This is a genomic window from Bacteroides rodentium JCM 16496 (assembly GCF_000614125.1).
Taxonomy (GTDB): Bacteria; Bacteroidota; Bacteroidia; order Bacteroidales; family Bacteroidaceae; genus Bacteroides; species Bacteroides rodentium.
In genome coordinates, this window is record NZ_BAKJ01000003.1 from 151,996 (window position 1) to 170,453 (window position 18,458).

General features: G+C 40.3%; 19 protein-coding genes and 2 pseudogenes. All 21 read right to left on the minus strand.

Annotation, left to right across the window (positions count from 1 at the left end; all coding sequences use genetic code 11):
- Positions 1-43: 43 nt before the first annotated feature.
- The 21 genes and pseudogenes from hpt to JCM16496_RS02290 all read right to left on the minus strand — a co-directional run bounded on the left by hpt (position 44) and on the right by JCM16496_RS02290 (position 18,415).
- On the minus strand, positions 44-583 hold the full coding sequence (gene hpt / locus JCM16496_RS02190) for a hypoxanthine phosphoribosyltransferase (protein ID WP_025832016.1): 540 nt from the start codon (positions 581-583) through the stop codon (positions 44-46).
- Positions 580-1,293, minus strand: coding sequence for an MDR/zinc-dependent alcohol dehydrogenase-like family protein (locus JCM16496_RS02195; protein WP_244440193.1), 714 nt, complete (start codon positions 1,291-1,293; stop codon positions 580-582). Before JCM16496_RS02195 ends, hpt begins: the two co-directional genes overlap by 4 nt.
- Positions 1,294-1,346: 53 nt before the next feature.
- Positions 1,347-1,595, minus strand: a pseudogene (locus JCM16496_RS24830) (alcohol dehydrogenase catalytic domain-containing protein); the annotation flags it as partial.
- Complete coding sequence (locus tag JCM16496_RS02205) at positions 1,576-2,748, minus strand: radical SAM/SPASM domain-containing protein (protein ID WP_025832023.1); 1,173 nt, start codon at positions 2,746-2,748, stop codon at positions 1,576-1,578. The gene JCM16496_RS02205 and the pseudogene JCM16496_RS24830, both read right to left, overlap by 20 nt.
- A 1-nt stretch (position 2,749) precedes the next feature.
- Positions 2,750-3,667 carry a (d)CMP kinase gene (gene cmk / locus JCM16496_RS02210; RefSeq protein WP_025832025.1) on the minus strand — a complete coding sequence of 306 codons (918 nt, stop codon included), beginning with the start codon at positions 3,665-3,667 and terminating at the stop codon, positions 2,750-2,752.
- A 3-nt stretch (positions 3,668-3,670) separates the two neighbouring features.
- Entirely contained in the window at positions 3,671-4,450 is a 780-nt protein-coding gene (locus JCM16496_RS02215; protein ID WP_025832027.1) for a hypothetical protein, read from the minus strand.
- A complete protein-coding gene (locus JCM16496_RS02220; RefSeq protein WP_025832029.1) occupies positions 4,447-5,388 on the minus strand; it encodes a PilN family protein in 942 nt (313 codons plus the stop codon). Before JCM16496_RS02220 ends, JCM16496_RS02215 begins: the two co-directional genes overlap by 4 nt.
- On the minus strand, positions 5,363-5,917 hold the full coding sequence (locus JCM16496_RS02225; protein ID WP_025832031.1) for an AAA family ATPase: 555 nt from the start codon (positions 5,915-5,917) through the stop codon (positions 5,363-5,365). The genes JCM16496_RS02220 and JCM16496_RS02225 overlap by 26 nt, the downstream gene beginning before the upstream one ends.
- 81 nt (positions 5,918-5,998) lie before the next feature.
- A pseudogene (locus JCM16496_RS24835) lies at positions 5,999-7,338 on the minus strand (sugar phosphate nucleotidyltransferase).
- 20 nt (positions 7,339-7,358) lie between these two features.
- Positions 7,359-8,300 (minus strand): GDP-L-fucose synthase family protein, encoded by a 942-nt coding sequence (locus JCM16496_RS02235; protein ID WP_025832033.1) that lies wholly within the window; start codon positions 8,298-8,300, stop codon positions 7,359-7,361.
- Between the two features lie 12 nt (positions 8,301-8,312).
- Positions 8,313-9,401 (minus strand): GDP-mannose 4,6-dehydratase, encoded by a 1,089-nt coding sequence (gmd, locus tag JCM16496_RS02240; RefSeq protein WP_025832035.1) that lies wholly within the window; start codon positions 9,399-9,401, stop codon positions 8,313-8,315.
- Between the two features lie 7 nt (positions 9,402-9,408).
- On the minus strand, positions 9,409-10,197 hold the full coding sequence (locus tag JCM16496_RS02245; protein ID WP_025832036.1) for a glycosyltransferase family 2 protein: 789 nt from the start codon (positions 10,195-10,197) through the stop codon (positions 9,409-9,411).
- Between the two features lie 37 nt (positions 10,198-10,234).
- Positions 10,235-10,645, minus strand: coding sequence for a glycosyltransferase (locus JCM16496_RS02250; protein ID WP_025832037.1), 411 nt, complete (start codon positions 10,643-10,645; stop codon positions 10,235-10,237).
- A 7-nt stretch (positions 10,646-10,652) separates the two neighbouring features.
- Positions 10,653-11,555 carry a glycosyltransferase family 2 protein gene (locus JCM16496_RS02255; protein ID WP_025832038.1) on the minus strand — a complete coding sequence of 301 codons (903 nt, stop codon included), beginning with the start codon at positions 11,553-11,555 and terminating at the stop codon, positions 10,653-10,655.
- Between the two features lie 62 nt (positions 11,556-11,617).
- Entirely contained in the window at positions 11,618-12,169 is a 552-nt protein-coding gene (locus tag JCM16496_RS02260) for an LbetaH domain-containing protein (RefSeq protein ID WP_025832040.1), read from the minus strand.
- Positions 12,170-12,174: 5 nt separating this feature from the next.
- Positions 12,175-12,729 (minus strand): LbetaH domain-containing protein, encoded by a 555-nt coding sequence (locus JCM16496_RS02265; protein ID WP_025832042.1) that lies wholly within the window; start codon positions 12,727-12,729, stop codon positions 12,175-12,177.
- Positions 12,722-13,855, minus strand: a complete 1,134-nt coding sequence (locus JCM16496_RS02270) for a glycosyltransferase (RefSeq protein WP_025832043.1) — start codon at positions 13,853-13,855, stop codon at positions 12,722-12,724. Before JCM16496_RS02270 ends, JCM16496_RS02265 begins: the two co-directional genes overlap by 8 nt.
- Positions 13,852-15,201 carry a phenylacetate--CoA ligase family protein gene (locus tag JCM16496_RS02275; RefSeq protein WP_025832045.1) on the minus strand — a complete coding sequence of 450 codons (1,350 nt, stop codon included), beginning with the start codon at positions 15,199-15,201 and terminating at the stop codon, positions 13,852-13,854. The genes JCM16496_RS02270 and JCM16496_RS02275 overlap by 4 nt, the downstream gene beginning before the upstream one ends.
- Before the next feature lie 127 nt (positions 15,202-15,328).
- A complete protein-coding gene (locus tag JCM16496_RS02280) occupies positions 15,329-16,378 on the minus strand; it encodes a sugar-transfer associated ATP-grasp domain-containing protein (RefSeq protein WP_025832047.1) in 1,050 nt (349 codons plus the stop codon).
- The gene (locus JCM16496_RS02285; RefSeq protein WP_209441594.1) at positions 16,375-17,436 is read right to left on the minus strand and encodes a glycosyltransferase family 4 protein; all 1,062 of its coding nucleotides are present in this window, start codon (positions 17,434-17,436) and stop codon (positions 16,375-16,377) included. The genes JCM16496_RS02280 and JCM16496_RS02285 overlap by 4 nt, the downstream gene beginning before the upstream one ends.
- Positions 17,402-18,415 (minus strand): O-antigen ligase family protein, encoded by a 1,014-nt coding sequence (locus tag JCM16496_RS02290; RefSeq protein ID WP_159102428.1) that lies wholly within the window; start codon positions 18,413-18,415, stop codon positions 17,402-17,404. Before JCM16496_RS02290 ends, JCM16496_RS02285 begins: the two co-directional genes overlap by 35 nt.
- Positions 18,416-18,458 lie beyond the last annotated feature (43 nt).

An 18,458-nucleotide genomic window follows, 5' to 3' on the forward strand; every position in this document is an offset into this window, starting at 1 on the left:
TATTATTGATATTTTGTAATGAGAGGATTTTTTCATTTATTGATTACTTGACTAATTGATATACTGAACTTAAATTCCGGTAATATCCATCTAAATCTAAACCATAGCCTACTACAAATTCATCTCCAATCGAAAAGCAAATATATTTGAGTGGGTGATTTTTTTCTTTTAGTTTCTGGGGCTTATACAAAAAAGTAGCTATTTGTATTGATGTCGGATGATATTTGGACAATTTATTTATAAGAAATCGGGTGGTCAGACCTGATTCGACAATATCTTCCACGATAATGACATGACGATTCGTGATATTGACGTCAAGCCCTGATATTTCATCGATATATCCTTTGGATTCCATACCTTGGTACGATTTCAATTTTACAAAAGATATCTCCAACGGAATATCGATTTGTTGAATCAAATTCGATGCAAACATAAAACTACCGTTTAAGACAGGAATAAAAATCGGCTTCTTTCCCTGATATTCGGAATTTATCTGTCGGGCAACCTCTGAAACCCGTTCCTTTATTTGTTTTGAAGAAATAATTTCCTCAAATATAAAACTGTTAATTTGAATTCTTTTCATCCGAATGATATGGCAACTCTGTTAAATTTATGGGTTATTGACTCTTGAAATGCAGCTAAGTGTTCTTTCTTTGAATAAATCTTCAACGATAATATCTTGTAAAGATCATTGTGTCTCGAAACAAAAGAAACGGCATCCTGAAAATTTCGTTTCGTATGGGCAATACTTCCATGAATCTTGATTTCTTTGTAATGCACTTTATTGTAATCAATGCTAACAACCGACTCATTCGCTATAGACTGGAATAAAACAATCGTTCCACCCCGTTCTATCATATTTAAAGCATATACCAGACCTTTTTCTCCATACTGAGTACAAAAAAACGCATCGATCTGTGGTCTCATAGAGCCTTCTGCATAATCATCAATATTTATGTATGCATCAATCATGCGACATATAGGTTGATTATAAATCCGTTCTAATCCGAATAAGATTACATTATATCCCAATTGTTTTAACACAATAGAATGAAGTATTCCGAATGTCCCTGTACCGATAATCCCGACATTTCGACCGATAGATCCAGCCACCTCTATGCTTCTTAATACACAAGCTGTCGGCTCTACAAATATGTAAGTTTCATCTGGAATATCAGGTAGCAAAAATGCACGCTCATCAGGAACCGTAATATAATTGCAGAAACCTCTGGTACCAGTCGGTCCCTGAGAAAATTCATTTGGACGTGATACGTAGGCGCAATGATTGTCCAAACCTGCCAGGCAATAGCGACATATCCCACATCTCGCATTAAAGACAATGCCACATAATCCCCAGGGTTAAATTTTGATTTGGAGATAATCTTTTCAACACATCCGAATAATTCGTGACCTCCCCAATATGGATATGGCTTATTGGCCGTTCCTTTAAAAACACGTTGTTCCGAGGTACATATTCCACACATATTCACTTTTACCAAAATAGAGTGAGTCGGTGGTACTTCTATGTTCTGAGTTTCAAGCAGCGAACTAAAGGGAGCGTCGATTATAACTCGTTCAATCGGAATCATTGTCATGAATTAAACGATTAACATTACCAGATGATTTGTATTCCACTTTTGTATGTGGATTCTTTATCGCATACGACGGAAATATGCCGGAATCATAAGCTCTTTGACAAAACGGATATGGAGCGTTAAGGTTTTTATAGTGCGTATAACTACTTAGTTTACACATCCCCTGACACAAAGAATAAAAGATACAATTTCCACAAATCCCTTGTGGTTGATCTCTTATCACATTGAGGTGTTTAAAATACGGCTGATGCTTTATTTCGTTAGCGGTGACATCATGTATATTTCCTCCGGCAGGAATATCTTTCGTATAATTTCCATAACACATTGTTAAATCTCCATTTGGCAATATTCCGAGTACATTACGCCCCCAACCGCAAGCCTTAAAATTCAGCATTTTTTCATAAGGTAGGAAAGCTGGCGGTAAAGAAAGGATTAAATGGTCCGAATAAAAGAATGGAGATTGTGTTACCATGTCCAATGTTTCCATACATTCTTCCAAGGACAATTCAATTCCTTTGTGCATCTCCGCATTTCCTGACGGGTGGATATTGAAAATAATTCGATGTTCATTGGCACCCATCTCGTGAATGTGAGTGATAATTTGATTTATTACTTTATAATTCCCTCGATACAAGACTGTGGTTACTCTCGTCTTAATTCCACGTTTTAGTACATATTCGATAAACCGAACAGATTTTTCGAATGCTCCCGTACCATGTCGGAATTGATTGTGTGCTTCAGGAATATAGTGATCAAGACTGATACTTAATCTTACATTGGGATGGGTTAAATATGTATTAATGATTTCTTCGTTTAAGATAGTCCCGTTTGTTTCAATTTGAACTTCCTCAAATGGATATTCGAAGATACATCCCAACAAATCTCTAAGTTCCGTATATAGGAATGGTTCTCCTCCTGTTATTTTGATACGATTATACCCCTCATCAACCAACTGCGATATATAGTTTTTTATCGTTGGTACATCCCAATTTTCTGTTTCGATGTTTTTTCCTAAGTAACAATGGTGACAGGACAGATTGCATTTGTTACTTACATACAAATATATCTGTTTTGAGACATCTTCCTGTATACAAGAAAGAAGCGTATTCGTTTTTTCTGAATTAAAGCTTCGCTCCAAAAAGTCTATATACATTTTATTCGGTTACTTTCGGGTAAGATAAATATTGAAAATTATGTGCATCCTCCCAGTCATAATATTTTCTCATATCAATATTTCCAGCCACAAATTTTACTGCACTATGTCCCGGGTGGATTTCTTGGTTATCTATCGCTATTACTTGGACAGGTACATAAGCGATTGCATTCTCGATGGCAGCACTACATCTTTTATGTCCATCCCAAATAAAATAATAGCCATTAACTTTGATACATGTTATAGGGTATTTTTTATCATACTCGTTTTGCCTGATATCAATTTTGAGCATTTTAGTCTCTTCTCTGGCTAAAACTCGGATGTTCTCGGTGGGATACAATATTCGAGGATCAAGCCAATATTTTGCGACCGGTGTACCGGGATAATTTGCAATTATTTTAGCAAGCAGATCACATATGGATGGGACATCGGATAACGAAGTATTGACGACTAGATCATAGTTGCCAATGTGATCACAATCGATTCCATACCGATCCAAATAGCGTTGATTTTCTGTTCTTTTTCGGTCCTGAAGAGCATGGTAAGCTAAGTTAATGTCTGGGTATTTCTGCTCATTATTTCGGCTATTATCACCAAATACCCGTTGAGCAGCGACCAATGGATCTACTTCAAAATAAATTTTTATGGACTCATTAATGAAATGCCATGCTAATCTGGAATCGATGATTAAACCTGTAGGGTGTTGATTATATTCTTTTAATTTTCCATCAACACGATCATCAATAGACGTATCCGTCAAGGCTAATTTGTTTAATTTGAGTACGTCAATTCCATACTCCTTGGCAATTTCTCTGAATATGGTTCCTGTTGAAATGTAGTCGAAGCCTAAATCTTTAGCTAATTGTTTGGCAACAGTGCTTTTACCACTGCCCAAATCTCCAGTTATTGATATTTTCATACTTTATGGTATTAATGCGTGTTCTAATAATATGATGATTTCTTTTTCTTTAATTATATGATATATAGAATCATAGAATCTTTTCTTTTTAGCTTGATCCCTATAATCAAAATCACAATCTTTAGGAATGCCTATTCCAATTAATGCAATACAGTGATTGTGAAATGAAGTATATTTATCATGCTTTAAGGCTATAATAAAATGTGAAGCAGATGGTTCACTTGTCTCTTCCCGACGCATATCATTAACAGCATCTTTAGGTTTCATATCATATTCTTTCTTTTCTCTTAGAGCTGTTGTAAACATAAAATTACTATTTGGATCATTCCAATGATACTCTTTTTCTATGTCTACTTTTTGCATACTATAAATACCTCTGCTTGCCAGTAGCCTATATCTACCCCCTTCTACTGGTTGCACAATGGTTATTTTGTACTTCTTATGTTCACCAAGTTCCTCATATATCGCAGTTATAAAAGGTTCCAATAATTCTGATATTGGTCTTTCGGGATGTATAACCATGCATTGGACAGCATCTAGCATCCTTTTGGCTTTCTTATTCAAGGCTGATTGCAATCGTTTCTTTAATCTGATAATCCAATATAGTTCAATATATATGATGAGTATAAGAATCAGTATTATATAGAAAGAATAAGAATGTAAATAATCATCAAGACTTTTATCATCAAACTTAAGACCAATATAAGTGACAAGTAATAACAACAATCCATAAACGATGTTGCTGGCTACTCCCGTAAAAATATTTTCTATTCTCTTTTTCATGGCATATCAGTCAATCCACGACACAATATATCTATCTTATTTTTGAAAAGAATATACGTTTGAATGAATAATTCTATATTAGCAACATACGGATACATCTTTTCGTAAAATGAATAATATTCTTGTTCAGAGAAATCATATTCTTTAGGGATTCCAATGGAGATTAATCCGATACACTTCTGAGGAAATTGAGATGTACGATATTTTGTATCTTTTAATGGGATCATAAAATGATATTCAGACGTTGATTTGTGTTTTCTTGGCATACTGCTATATGAGGTATCATTTTTACGATAGACTTTATATGGTACATCGACACTGATTTCCCGTAATCCTTTTGAGAAAAATCCTTCGTTTTCTTCTTCTTCTTTTTTCCATGTTAAAAGATTGGAATTATATATGTCATCTTTCCCCAAATACCACAACAATTCGAATCTTTCATCACATAAGGGACGAACAATCGTAATCCGATATTTACTTCTATCGGCAGGTAATATATCTTTTATCTTTTCGACACATAAAGCCAATGCATTAAAAATTGAAAAACGATTTTCGATAATGACATAACGAGTCTCGTTTGTCAATGATTCCCAATGCGTTGTTCTCATTCCTATAATTTTCTTATATTCTTGTTGTAATGTAGAATGTTCATTTTTTAATTCATTGCATTCTGATTGCAAGCTTGATTTTTCATTTTGTAGCTGTTTAATTTGATTGGAAAGGTCGGTATTTCTACTCTCTTTTTCCGTAATTATTTGATTTAATTTTTTTCTTTTTGAAGTTTGAATAAAAACTGTAATTCCCAATACTGCGATTAGAATGATCGATAGAATAGGAGACCAGTGAAGGATGAAAAAATCAATAGCTTCAAGTAGGAAAGAGGCAACTGTAATACCATTGGAAATTTTAGGATTATCTAAAGACTCCATTAGTTTCATATTTTATGATATGATCTATAACATTTGCAAGTCGGCTTTCTCTCGTACCAACAATGTATTGATAATTGATTTTACAAAATTGTAATACCTCTATTATTTTTTCGTTAATATAATTCCGTAAATCTGTTTCTGTATATCGTTGACCATCATCATCAATGTCAACCTCGTTGTGATCGCAAACAAAAACCAAGTCATAGGGGTTATGATGAAAATATGCCAATACATCCTGACGATGATTATCACCGGGTAGTAAAACCCTATCATGTGCTAAAAAACTCACTATCCCGGAGTCTACAATTATATATTTTGCATTTGATTTCATCGCTTTCTCTTCTTCAATCAGTTGTTTAATCAATATATAATCCCGTAATTCCGGGAGACTCCAATCAACTTTGCCGTAAAGGGCAAGAACTTCACGTGTTACTTCAGGTATTACATATACATTTTCTAAATGTGATGCTAATGCATTCACTAAGGTACTTTTCCCGGAACAAAAGCTTCCCGTAATCAAAATTTTATGAGGTTTCATTTTCTATTGATTAGTTATTTAATCTTTACTGTTTTTAGATCGTTGGTTATTATTAATGCAAACAAACTATAAACCATATAGTTACCAATTATAGTCGAACCGCTCGACATCATCTTCGACGAGCTGATCACCGGACTGCACCTCAATGAAGGTCAAATCGGAGATAGCCTTGACCGCATGTCTGACACCTTTCCTGATCGTAACCGTATCGCCTCGGCCGACAACCGACCGGACACCGTCGAGTACCAATTCCCCCTCACCGTCGATGAACGTCCATACTTCATCACGATGGCGGTGTGCCTGATAGCTGATACACTTACCGGATTTGATTTTCAGTTGCTTGGTAAAAGATTTATAACCGTCGGGAAACTCTGCTGTATCGATCACTTTATATTCGCCCCAGCGACGCTCCTCGAACATAGGCCGATGTTGCAGACGGTCGGCGTAGGTCTTGATGTTTTCGCTCTTACTCTTGTCCGAGATCAGGATTCCGTCGTTCGATGCCGCGATAACCAGATTCCGTGTACCGATGCACATGACTGGCAGTTCAAGCTCATTGATGACGTGTGTATTCTCGGAGTCGTCATCCATGACAACATTTCCCGTGGCATGTTCCGATAGTTCATCTGTCAGCGTGTTCCATGTACCAAGGTCTTTCCACTCTCCGGCAAAAGGAATAACGGCTACGGATTGGACTTTCTCGGCAACTTCATAGTCAAAACTGATTTTCGGAAATTCTCCATAGCGTGAACGAATTTCTGCGAAATTATCGGTTTTGATGTATCGGGCTGCAATTTCTGTCATATATCCCAGCCGGAAAGCGAACACTCCCCCATTCCAAAAAGCACCCTCCGAAATAAATTTCTCAGCAGTCGACACATCCGGTTTTTCCGTAAAACGGGATACTTTATAAATTTCCGTATTCGTATCGTCTGCCACGGGCACTATATAACCGTATTTTGCCGATGAGTATGTAGCTTGATTCCCATCAATACCAGCTCTGCCATATCGTTTGCTACGGCATCCACCATCTTGCGAATTGTTTCGAAATAGCCGGCTTCCGTATAAGGGTCGCAAGGCATAACTACTACGATTTCATCGGTGGGGCACTTACGTTCGTATGCTAAATACGAGCTTGCGAGAGCGATAGCCGGGAATGTATTGCGGCGTTCCGGTTCCGTAACTACAGGAATCTCGTCTCCAAGCTGGTTGATGATGACATCCCACTGCGACTGGCTTGTTGCCACGGTAATAGAATCGCAGATACCGGCTTCCCGTAATTGCCGCACCACACGCTGCACCATCGACTCTTTCGAGCCGTCGGGCGCAGTCAGCAGCTTGATGAACTGTTTGGACCGCGTATTATTGGAAAGCGGCCACAGACGTTTGCCCGAGCCGCCAGATAATAGTATGATTTGCATATAAATCTTTTTTAATCGTGTTATCGCTCCGCCCTCATCGGATTGTTCAGGAAATCCTCATAAGAGAGGCGTATGCCCTCCTCCAAATTAGTCTTATAGGTCCAACCGAGCGAAGCGGCTTTCGACACGTCGAGCAGTTTGCGGGGAGTGCCATTGGGTTTTGCGGTATCCCACTTGATTTCGCCCTCATAGCCGATAACTTTCGCCACAAGTTCAGTAAGAGCCTTTATGGTCAGTTCCTTTCCTGTTCCGGCATTCACCGTCTCGTTACCGCTGTAATTGTTCATCAGAAACACGCACAGGTTCGCCAGGTCGTCCACGTAGAGAAACTCACGCAAAGGGCTGCCGTCGCCCCAGCAGGTAACCTCTTTCAGTCCGGCCTCTTTCGCCTCGTGAAAACGGCGGATAAGTGCCGGTAATACGTGGCTGTGTTCGGGGTGGTAGTTGTCATTCAGTCCATAGAGATTGGTAGGCATCACGCTGATGTAGTCCGTGCCGTACTGCCGGTTCAGGTATTCGCAGTATTTCAGTCCGGAAATCTTCGCCAGAGCATACGCCTCGTTGGTCTTCTCCAATTCCGAGGTCAGCAGGCAATTCTCTTTCATCGGCTGCGGGGCCATGCGCGGATAGATACACGACGAACCGAGGAATTCCAGTTTCTTGCAGCCGTTTTTCCAAGCCGCATGAATCACGTTCATCTCCAGTATCATGTTCTCGTACATGAAGTCGGCCAATGCGGACTGGTTCGCCACGATGCCGCCCACTTTGGCAGCTGCCAGAAAAACATATTCCGGTTTTTTCTCGGCGAAGAACCGTTCTACGGCATCCTGACGGGTCAGATCCAGTTCTTTATGGGTACGGGTGATAATGTTCTCATATCCCTGCCGCTTCAGTTCGCGGACAATGGCCGACCCTACCATTCCCCGGTGTCCGGCCACATATATCTTTGCGTTCTTTTCCATTGTCATTGTCGATTATTTTACGATTCCTTTTTCAAGATATTCGGCAAGATTGGTTCTCATCACACTGGCCACATGCTCAGCAGCTACTTTCTGCATATCATGCGTCACCATAATTTTCACCAAATCTTCAAAAGAGGTGGTCTGAGGATTCCAGCCCAGTTCATTCTTTGCCTTGGTCGGGTCACCCAAAAGGTTGACCACGTCCGTAGGACGATAGAAGTCTTCACTTACGGCCACCACTACTTTCCCTGTCTTCATGTCAATACCTTTTTCATGGACACCTTCACCTTCCCAATGAAGTTCGATACCTGCATAGTGGAATGCCAGCGTGGCAAACTCACGCACCGTGTGCTGTACACCGGTGGCTATCACAAAGTCTTCCGGCTTGTCGTTCTGAAGAATCAGCCACATGCACTCCACGTAGTCTTTGGCATAGCCCCAGTCTCGCAACGAATCCAGATTGCCCAAATAAAGGCAATCCTGCTTGCCTTGTGCAATACGGGCAGCGGCAAGGGTAATCTTGCGAGTGACGAATGTCTCGCCTCTGCGTTCTGATTCATGGTTGAACAGGATACCCGAACAGCAGAACATATTGTACGCCTCGCGGTATTCCCTTGTAATCCAAAATCCATATTGTTTCGCCACGGCGTATGGAGAGTAGGGATGAAAAGGAGTGTTCTCGTTCTGCGGAACTTCCTCCACCTTGCCGTAAAGTTCCGAAGTGGAAGCCTGATAAATACGGCACGTTTCAGTCAAATCGCACTGTCGTACTGCTTCCAAGATACGCAATACGCCGGTCGCATCGACATCTGCGGTGAATTCAGGGGAATCGAACGATACCTGTACATGGCTTTGTGCGGCAAGGTTGTATATTTCGTTAGGCTTTACCTTTTTCACCACTTGCAGGATACTCATCGAGTCGCCGAGATCGGCATAGTGGAGGTGGAAATTAGGATGCCCCTCCAGGTGGGCGATACGCTCACGGTAGTCCACCGACGAGCGGCGTATGGTGCCGTGTACGTCATAACCTTTCTCCAACAGGAACTCGGCAAGAAACGAGCCGTCCTGCCCGGTAACGCCAGTGATTAATGCTGTCTTCATATAAATTTCAAATTTGTGATGTATATTTTCGAGAGACTTTAGTTGCTATAATTTCATATACTTTGTAGATGTATCTCAACGATTCAAGCGGGACATTACTGTAAACTCCATTCTCCTTGAATGCCCGTTGGTGATCCCGTAAAATTTGTTTATGGCTAGACAATCCGCTGGTCGATGCACCTCCTGTACGCATTGTTACAAAATCCATCGGGATGTATCGAAGCCGTATCTTATGGACGAATATTAATCGCAGCAGACATTCAAAATCGGCAGCAATTTTGTACGACAAATTGAAACCGCCGTATTTCTCATATATTTCTTTGCGGCAATAAAAACTGGGATGGGCCGGCATAAAGCCGAGACGCATCCAACGGCGATGAAAAAGTTTCGAAGAGTAATAACGGGTACACTTTTGTAAATCATTGTCTTGTACATAATGTATATCGCCGTAAACAGCATCTATGTTACCATCTTCAAATGCGGATACCACTGTAGAAAGTACACTATCGCTGGTATAGAAATCATCACTGTTAAGTATTCCTACGATATTGCCTGTAGACATTGCGATACCCTTGTTCATGGCATCGTATATCCCTTTGTCTTTCTCGCTGATATAGCGCAAGCAACCTTGATACTCAGGTTCCAATTCATGCACGATTTCCATTGTGTTATCAGTTGAACCGCCATCCACGATGATATGCTCTATATTTGGATAGGATTGTGACAACACACTCCGCATTGTGTGACGCAAAGTCGCACCGCTATTCCATGTAGCGGTGACAATTGTTATTTTCATCAGATTAAATTGAATTGATTTCGGGCGAAGAGTTTGACTATGATTCGGACATTACCCGTTCTGCGACTTTAACAGCTGGATTTCCTCGATATATCGAATATGGCATTAAATCTTTAGAGGCTATGGAACCGACAGAAAGAACACTATGCGAATGCATCGTTACTCCGGGACAAACAGTGGATTGAGCGCCAACCCATGCACCATCTTTAATAACAATAGGCTTTACGATAAGGTCAAAAGTTTGTCTTTTGTAATTGTGATTACCGTACAGCATCCTGCCATTATGCCGAGACTCGTATTCCCTGATCAATGACATTGTATTGTCTGTGCTTCCCCCATCCACAATGATATGTTCTATATTGGGATAGGTCTGACTGAGCACGCTTTCCAAAGTGTCACGAATAGTCACACCAGCATTCCACATTGCATTGACTACTGATACTTTCACTCGATATTTATAATGTGATATTGTATTTGTCTTTCAGGAAGCGCTTGATTTCTTCTTTATCGTTACCACAAGCTTTCTTGATTTCATATACCTTGGCATCTACCAGCGTGCGATACCACCAGCCTTGCAGGAAAGTCCAGATGAAACCAACCTTACCGTCCAAACAAGCCCCTTTCAGAAAATAGCGGTAACAGAAATAGGCAAAGGAACGCCAAAACAGAGGTTGACGGACGTATTTATGCTTCTTCATTCGCTTGCTCTGTGCCTGTCGGCTTATGTTCTTGTTCTCATCCGTCTCGGCCGCACCGGTCAAGTCCAGTTCAATGTCCAGCAAGTCCACAGCCTCACGTATGGCATAGTTCACATGTTTGTGGCAGAACCAAGACAAGTCATTCAGATTATGATCGCAGAAATCATGTTCAAACTCCACGGCACGGCCTTCGGCCAATTGGATATGCTCATCCATCAATCGCTGTTCACACATCCCTTTGCCATATCGGAATACCCGCAACAGTTTCACCGGATATATGCCCCGCTTCATCCATTTCTCCATAAAGATATGGCGACGGTTAAAGATGATGCCGGTTACATCTTTCGGTAATGTCGATAATTTAGATTGCAATTCTTCCACTAATTCAGGTAGCAGATATTCATCTGCGTCCAAGCGCAACACCCATTTGGTGGAAATCGAAAGATTCTCTAAAGCCCAGTTGAACTGTTCGGCCTGGTTGCCGGGCCATTCGTGTTCCACAATCTCTGCACCTATTTTTTTAGCTATTTCAACGGTTTTGTCCGTAGAGAAGCAATCCACTACATATACTTTCGAGGCAAATTGCCTCACGTTCTTCAAACACCTGCGGATATGTATTTCCTCGTTGTAAGTGAGGATGATAACAGTAATATCTAACATAAATTCACGATGAATTGTGCCACATCAGATGCAATGTGGCATAGAGATATTGAAAAGAAGGATTATTCCTTGATAATTCGTTTCTTGATAAACTTTGCGGGATTGCCACCCACGACACAGTAACTGTCTACATTTTTGCATACAACAGAATTAGCACCTATTACGCTATAATCACCGATTGTCACGTTTGGCAACACGGTAGAAGCAGTCGCAATCCAGCAACCATCACCTATAACAATCGGTTTAGTCACCAAATCAAAAGTGTTTTTTTCAATATCATGGCTACCCGTCAATAGATAAACATCTTTCCCGATGCAACTCAATTTGCCTATAGAAATGGATGCCATCGCATAAGCCCAACAATGTTCTCCTAATGAGGATCTGTCTTTCATTTCTAAGTTCCAAGGATAATCTATCGTCACTGTAGGATGTAAGGAAACATTCCAGTCTATTTTTGCACCAAACAATCTTACCAAAAGCACCCTGTATTTCCTAAATATTGTTAAATAGGGGGGGGTAAAACGGAAGATTGTCTTATTAATCACTTTCCACGCTATATTTTTAAGTTTGCACTTAAAGGGCATAGAATTAGTTTGTACCGGATTATATACCATAGTTGTTATTTTAAAATTCTCTTCTTTATCTCTTTAGCCGGATTTCCGCCTACGACAGTCCAAGCCTCTACATCCTTGAATACTGCTGCCCGTGCCCCTACAACCGCACCTTGTCCGACCTTAACTCCCATACCAACAAAAGCGCCGGCAGCTACCCATGCCTGATCTTCTATCACGATGGGAGCGGTAATCAGCGGATTCAGCGGATTGGTTATGTCATGGCTCGCCGTACACAGGTAAGCTCCTTGCGACACGGTCGTATTCGCTCCGATTCGTATCGGAGCCACATTGTAACAGTCCACCTCCGAGGCTAAACAGCTATATGCATCCATCTCCAAGTTGGCAGGGTAATACACTTTGGCCGAGGAATACACCACGGCAGTAGAATGGACTTTTGCCCCAAACAACCGCAACAGAAAACGCTTCCATCCACTCCCCATGCTTCGTGGCAATGGACGGGCGAGCAATCCCCACACCATATTCCACAGCAACCGCACCAACTGGTGGCGCCAGTTCAGGGCGTTGTGATATTTAGATAGATCAATCTTCGTTTCACTCATACACAAATTCCGGTTTGTAACCTCCATTTAATATCCATTCATAAAGCCGCTTCATCTTCTCGCCAAGTACCTCTACGGAGTAGTTCTCGCGCATCAGCCGCTTACCGTTCATACCCATACGCAGTCTCTCTTCATTCGGAATGGTAACGGCCTCCAACAATGTTTGGTTAATACTATTTTGGTCGTTATCTATCCACCATCCGCAATGACACTCCTCCAGTTCCTGCCACGGCATTCCTTTCGAGGCTATGACTGGCACACCTCTTACCAATGCTTCCGTCACGATGTTCCCGAAATTCTCAAAGTCACTGGGTACGACAAGAAGTGACAGCCCCGTTATCGCATCATCTTTCTCTTTTCCTGTCAGAAACCCGGTAAACTCCACATTTTTCACGTCCAATCGCTTCACTTCTGCCTCCAAGAAAGCCCGATATATTTCATCACCGCCGCCGATTATCATCAAATGGCAGTCTTTCAGTTCTTCCCTAAGTTCGCTAAACGCATAAATTAACCGCTCCACCCGCTTACGTGGATGCAGCCGTCCGAGATAACCTACTTTATATATCGGTTTGTTCGGAATCTCTCGGTCTATGATTTCGTTGATGTCTATCGGATTGGGTAGCACCGCCACCGGATTCTTGAAACCCAACGCACGATAATGCTCCATTTCTTCCTTGCAGGTAGCCTGAATACATGCTGCCTCAGAAAAAACATCCTTTTGGTAAAACTCCATCATTACCTTTTTCAGTAAAGCATGATGTGCCAACGCCTGCGGATAAAGCATTCCACGAGGCGAAACTACGTATGTTCTTCCTGTTTTATGAGCATATCGGGAAACTGCAAGTCCGTGATACATCCATGTGCCGTGGATATGGTAAATGTCCACATCCGCCTCTTTTTTCAAACATTCATAAATGTTATCCACATATGCAAATGTTCCATACTTGCCTCTGTGTGTGAACCGGATATTTAGGTCGGGAGCGATCAGTTTGCCGTCCGAAGCTATCTCTTCGCACAAGCCTACAGTCTTTACACCTGCCTTTTCAAGCCCCTTTAATGTCAGACTCATACTCATCGCAGGCCCCCCCGCATTCACGTTGAGTGAGCCGGAATGAAGTGTTTTCATTTTTGTAATTTTGATAATGCTATGTCGCTGATGATGAACTTCCGCTTTCCGGCAAAATCCTCTATCGAATCGGTGATAATGACCTTTATGTCAATCACATTTTTTACGAGAGAGCGGAAATCATTGGTAATTTTGTTTATTATAATCAGATGGGATTGGTCGGAACTTTTAGGGACGACCCTAAAAGTCACGTTATAATCAGCAGACTGGTATATCTGATAACAGGATATGTGAGTTGAATAGTTGTCGCAGATAGTAGTTAGGAAAGAACCATCCAATACATCCCCGCCGGGCAGATAAAGCATGTCGCTTGTGCGTCCTTGCACAAATGCAATCTTTTGAAAACCGTCTGCCGACTCCTTGCAACTCTCCAACAATCGACTTCTGTCTCCAAGACGATACTTTATCAAAGGAAATTCAAGCGTATTAAGGTCTGTAATACATACATCGCCCAAATCGCCTTTCCTAACGTTTGCCCCCTCGGTATTTACTATATCCACCCAAACATAATCATTGTTGACTGTCAAGCAATCCTCCATCGGCTTTTGTACGGCGATATTTCCCATTTCACAACATCCATACTGATCCATCACCGGGCAATTAAATGCATTCTCTAACTTTTCTCTTACGATTTTGGTTAGAGGGGAACTGGTAGACCAAACCAACTTCACACACGAAATGCCTATATTGTTTTTTAGGATATAATCTGCCACGTATTCTAAAGAGCCACAATAGCCTACTATCCATTTGATTTTTTTCAGCCTTATCTCATCAACAAATCGTGCAAGCTTCTTGTCTGATATTCTGGTAGCACTCAAGTATACCCTCTGGGTAGGCCACCACATCGCTCTGTTGATAAGTTTCTCTTTGAATGTCACAGGAACACGGCGATGTACGATAGCTTCATTCATCCAAGGTGCCACACCGTACCAACTTAATGCCCTCCATGCCAAGACCTCAAAATGCACGTCTTTCGATTTATAAACCACCAAGGGCTTTCCTGTCGAGCCTCCTGTCTTTGAAGGAGAAAGCCTACTTCTGTTTGCGATGTCGGAAAACATTCTTTCCCCATGCCCCCTTATCATCTGTTTCTCCAATACAGGCACCTTCTCCCAATCGGCTTCCGTTTTCAACATTGAGGGATGAAAACCTTTACTATCGTAGTATTCCTTATAAAAAGGACAATGATTGTAGGCATACCCAACCAAAGCTTTGCGCTTTCCAAATGAAATATTTAGTTTCTCGTTACCATGAAATATCTCATAACTGAGGCATTCTCGCAAGGCTTTATGCGAATGTTGACGCAAAAAGCCATTCTTACAATTAAAAATAATCTTTTTCATCATTAATTATTGCCTCCAAGGAACTTGTGGCTTATCTCTATTATCTCCGAAATAGTAGTTGATGATTTTAATAAGATAATTTGCTACCGTGATCGGTTCAATCTTCTTGCTGTATCTCTTTATCTTCCTCTTATTTTACTTTATTAAGTATCTTCTCTGTGTATTTACCCAAAAGTGCCCCATTGGGAATTTGAATGATATTAACGCCAAATCCGTTGACATTCAGTTCGACAAGTAGAGGATTTCCATTTTCGCCAATGGCCATGTCCCATCCCACTATCCTGTGATATGGCAAAAGTAAAGAGAGTTCACATACGGTCTCTTTGAGTTTATGGAATGACGGAACGGGTAATCCATCCACTTTGATTTCTGATTCTGTCATTTCTTTTTTAGAAAAAGGATTGAGAGAATATACCCACTTTTTTAATGTACCATCCTCGTTTGTCCCGACAAAATATCCACCCGCATGTCCATTGTCTACGACTTCTCCTTTGTGTCCAATTTTGAGTGTTACGTTAAGGATATAAACATTGTCTCTTTCTCTGTATGTAACTATCCTAAATGTATTTAATGACGAAGGATTTAATTTTGCAATCTCAGCATGTTGTTTAACCCGTTCCTGGATGATAAAGTTATCGCCTAACGAGCGCAAGTACTGTTCGGGAGAGACAATGAGATTTTTTTGATGAAAACAAAAAACACCATGTCCTTGCCCTGTCTCCAGTGCAGGCTTAATTATAACGTTATCCAATGTTCCAAATAGTCTAATCGCCTCTTTTTCAGAAACGATTTTATTGTCAATGTAAAAATCCCCCCCCCATTTTTTTAGAATAGTCATGGGTTGGTTGAATTCTTTGAACCGAATATCATAAGTGTTCTTGTCCGCATAGGCACGCATCGTGGTTTCATCATTGAGTCTTGATATAACACGTTGGAATACCTTGTTTATTGGAATATAGCGAACATCAAAGTCGTTATTGATGGAGTAATACATTTCATGCCATAATGTATCATGTGTCGTTATCCCTATGTTTGTTTTGAAATATTGGGAAATAAGTTTCTTTTGGGATTGTGATAACCTTCGGACTGGTATTCCGGACATTATCGTACGTACTTCTTTTTTCTGTGAAAGAGTACGGTAATAGTCTCTTGCCTGAATTATGATGTTATGAAATTTCATTTCTCTAAAGATATTGTCTTGTTAATAGATTCTATAATTGTGTTTTCGTTGTAATATTTGTAAATTTCTTCTTTGGCTTTCGTTCCAATTTGTTCAAGTTCATTTCTATGCTGTAAGATTGAACACAAGTTTTTGTATAGCTTATCGTCATCTTTCGGATTGAAGTCATACCCGTTAGATCCATCCTCAATGATTCCTTCTACCGATTTGATTCCTTTCGAGCAAACAAGAACTTTCCCGCATTTCATCGCATCAATAGGAGGAATTCCAAATGGTTCAAATATAGACGCATGGATAAAGACATCCGTATTCAACATGGTTCGGGTATATTCCTCATCTTCTATCCAATCTAAAAAAATGATTTCAGAATCCAATTGATGGAATACTTCTTTATATTTTTCAAGATCTTCTCCTACACCTGCGATTTTTATGGAAAATCGAGATAAAAGATTTTCATTCTTTAGCTTTCTGAATGCCTTAAAAATAGTTTCATAACCCTTCCTCTCATAGAAATTATTTGCAATAAAAATCCGTATCCTATCTCCGTCTGAAATTTGTTTCATACGTTTTGTCCAATACATTGCAATTGCGTCCTGTTCAATAACGTCCATTGACATATAGGGAAAAACGAATAGTTTGCTTTTATCAATCCCATAGATGGATGCGTAAAATTGGCAAGAACTTTGGGTTGCGCATAAAATGGCACTGAAACAATTCTTGAAGACTATCCTTTTTATAAAGTATTTGAGGTTCTTTTTTTGCGGTTTGGGATAGTCGCTGAATAATGCAATCTTACGTTTAGTAAACAATCCGTACACCAGAATTGCAAAATAATACAAATTGTTCCATCCTCCCAGTATCACCAAATCTGCATGTGAAACGTAATTGGTCAATTTCACGAAACCCATTTTTGAAATAATCTCTCCTTGATACGGAGAAAATCTTTTCCATGCCTTGACTTTGGCTTTCTCCGCATAATAAAGGACATCCGTATCGTAATAGAGATTCATTTTCTCTATCCATCTATTTATATAAGGTGCCGGATGGTTTGTTGTCAATAAAACTTTTGTCATAGATAGATCTGAAATTCATGTATAAAGTCAACCAAAAGAATACAAATAGTATCCCACCCGAATGGAGAACATATCCTTCAATGAAAAAATGGACAAAGAAGAAGAACAAGATGGCTGTATGCCATATATCGGGCGTATATTCTTTAGCCATGACAAATTCATGGCAAGCTTTTATCAGCATGGCTATAAACAGCCCAAACCCCATAATCCCTAATGATGAGAGAATGAACAACCAGCTGCTACCAGGCTCCAAACTTCGGGTAACAATCGAAAAGGGTGTCCGGGTTGCCACCATGCGGTTTATTGACGCAAATCCCTGCCCTATTATAGGACTGTCTTCAAACTCCTTGATTCTGTCATTCCACAGCGCATCACGTGATGAGTGACCAACTTCGGACGCATACTCTATTTTCTTTTGCATTGTTTCCGTATAAGGAAGCCAAACCGGTACCGTAAAAATACCAATGATGATGGTTGCGGCAAGGATAGCCGTACATATTCTTAGGCTATACTGTTTGAATATAAGAAATGCGGCGCTAAAAAGCCCTGCGGCTAACGCTCCTCTGGAACCGGCTAAAAAGCATGTGAGCAATGCTATCACAATGCCCATTCCATACATTACTTTGATTTTATTCTCTTTAGCGATGAATAGTTGATGTATTAAATTCAGCATGGTTATCCCCGATATAGGTCCTAATATCATCGCATGGATTGACACTCCTACAAACATGCTCCTCTTATATACGAACCCCATTCCAAGTATGTAAAAAAGGAAAGACAGCAATGTTATGATGGTAAAAGACCAAGACAATAGAGTATAAAGCAGTTGTTGCGGCTCTTTATTGGCATATATGAACAATGGTCCTATTGCTATCATCATCATGACAAATCCAGCTATTCTATCTAAAGGCTTGAAAAAGGCAATGTCCGGATTGACGATGCTGTTGAATGCGGTAGAGAGCAATGCGGTTAAAACGAACAACAATATAAAAGTGCTAATCTTGCAA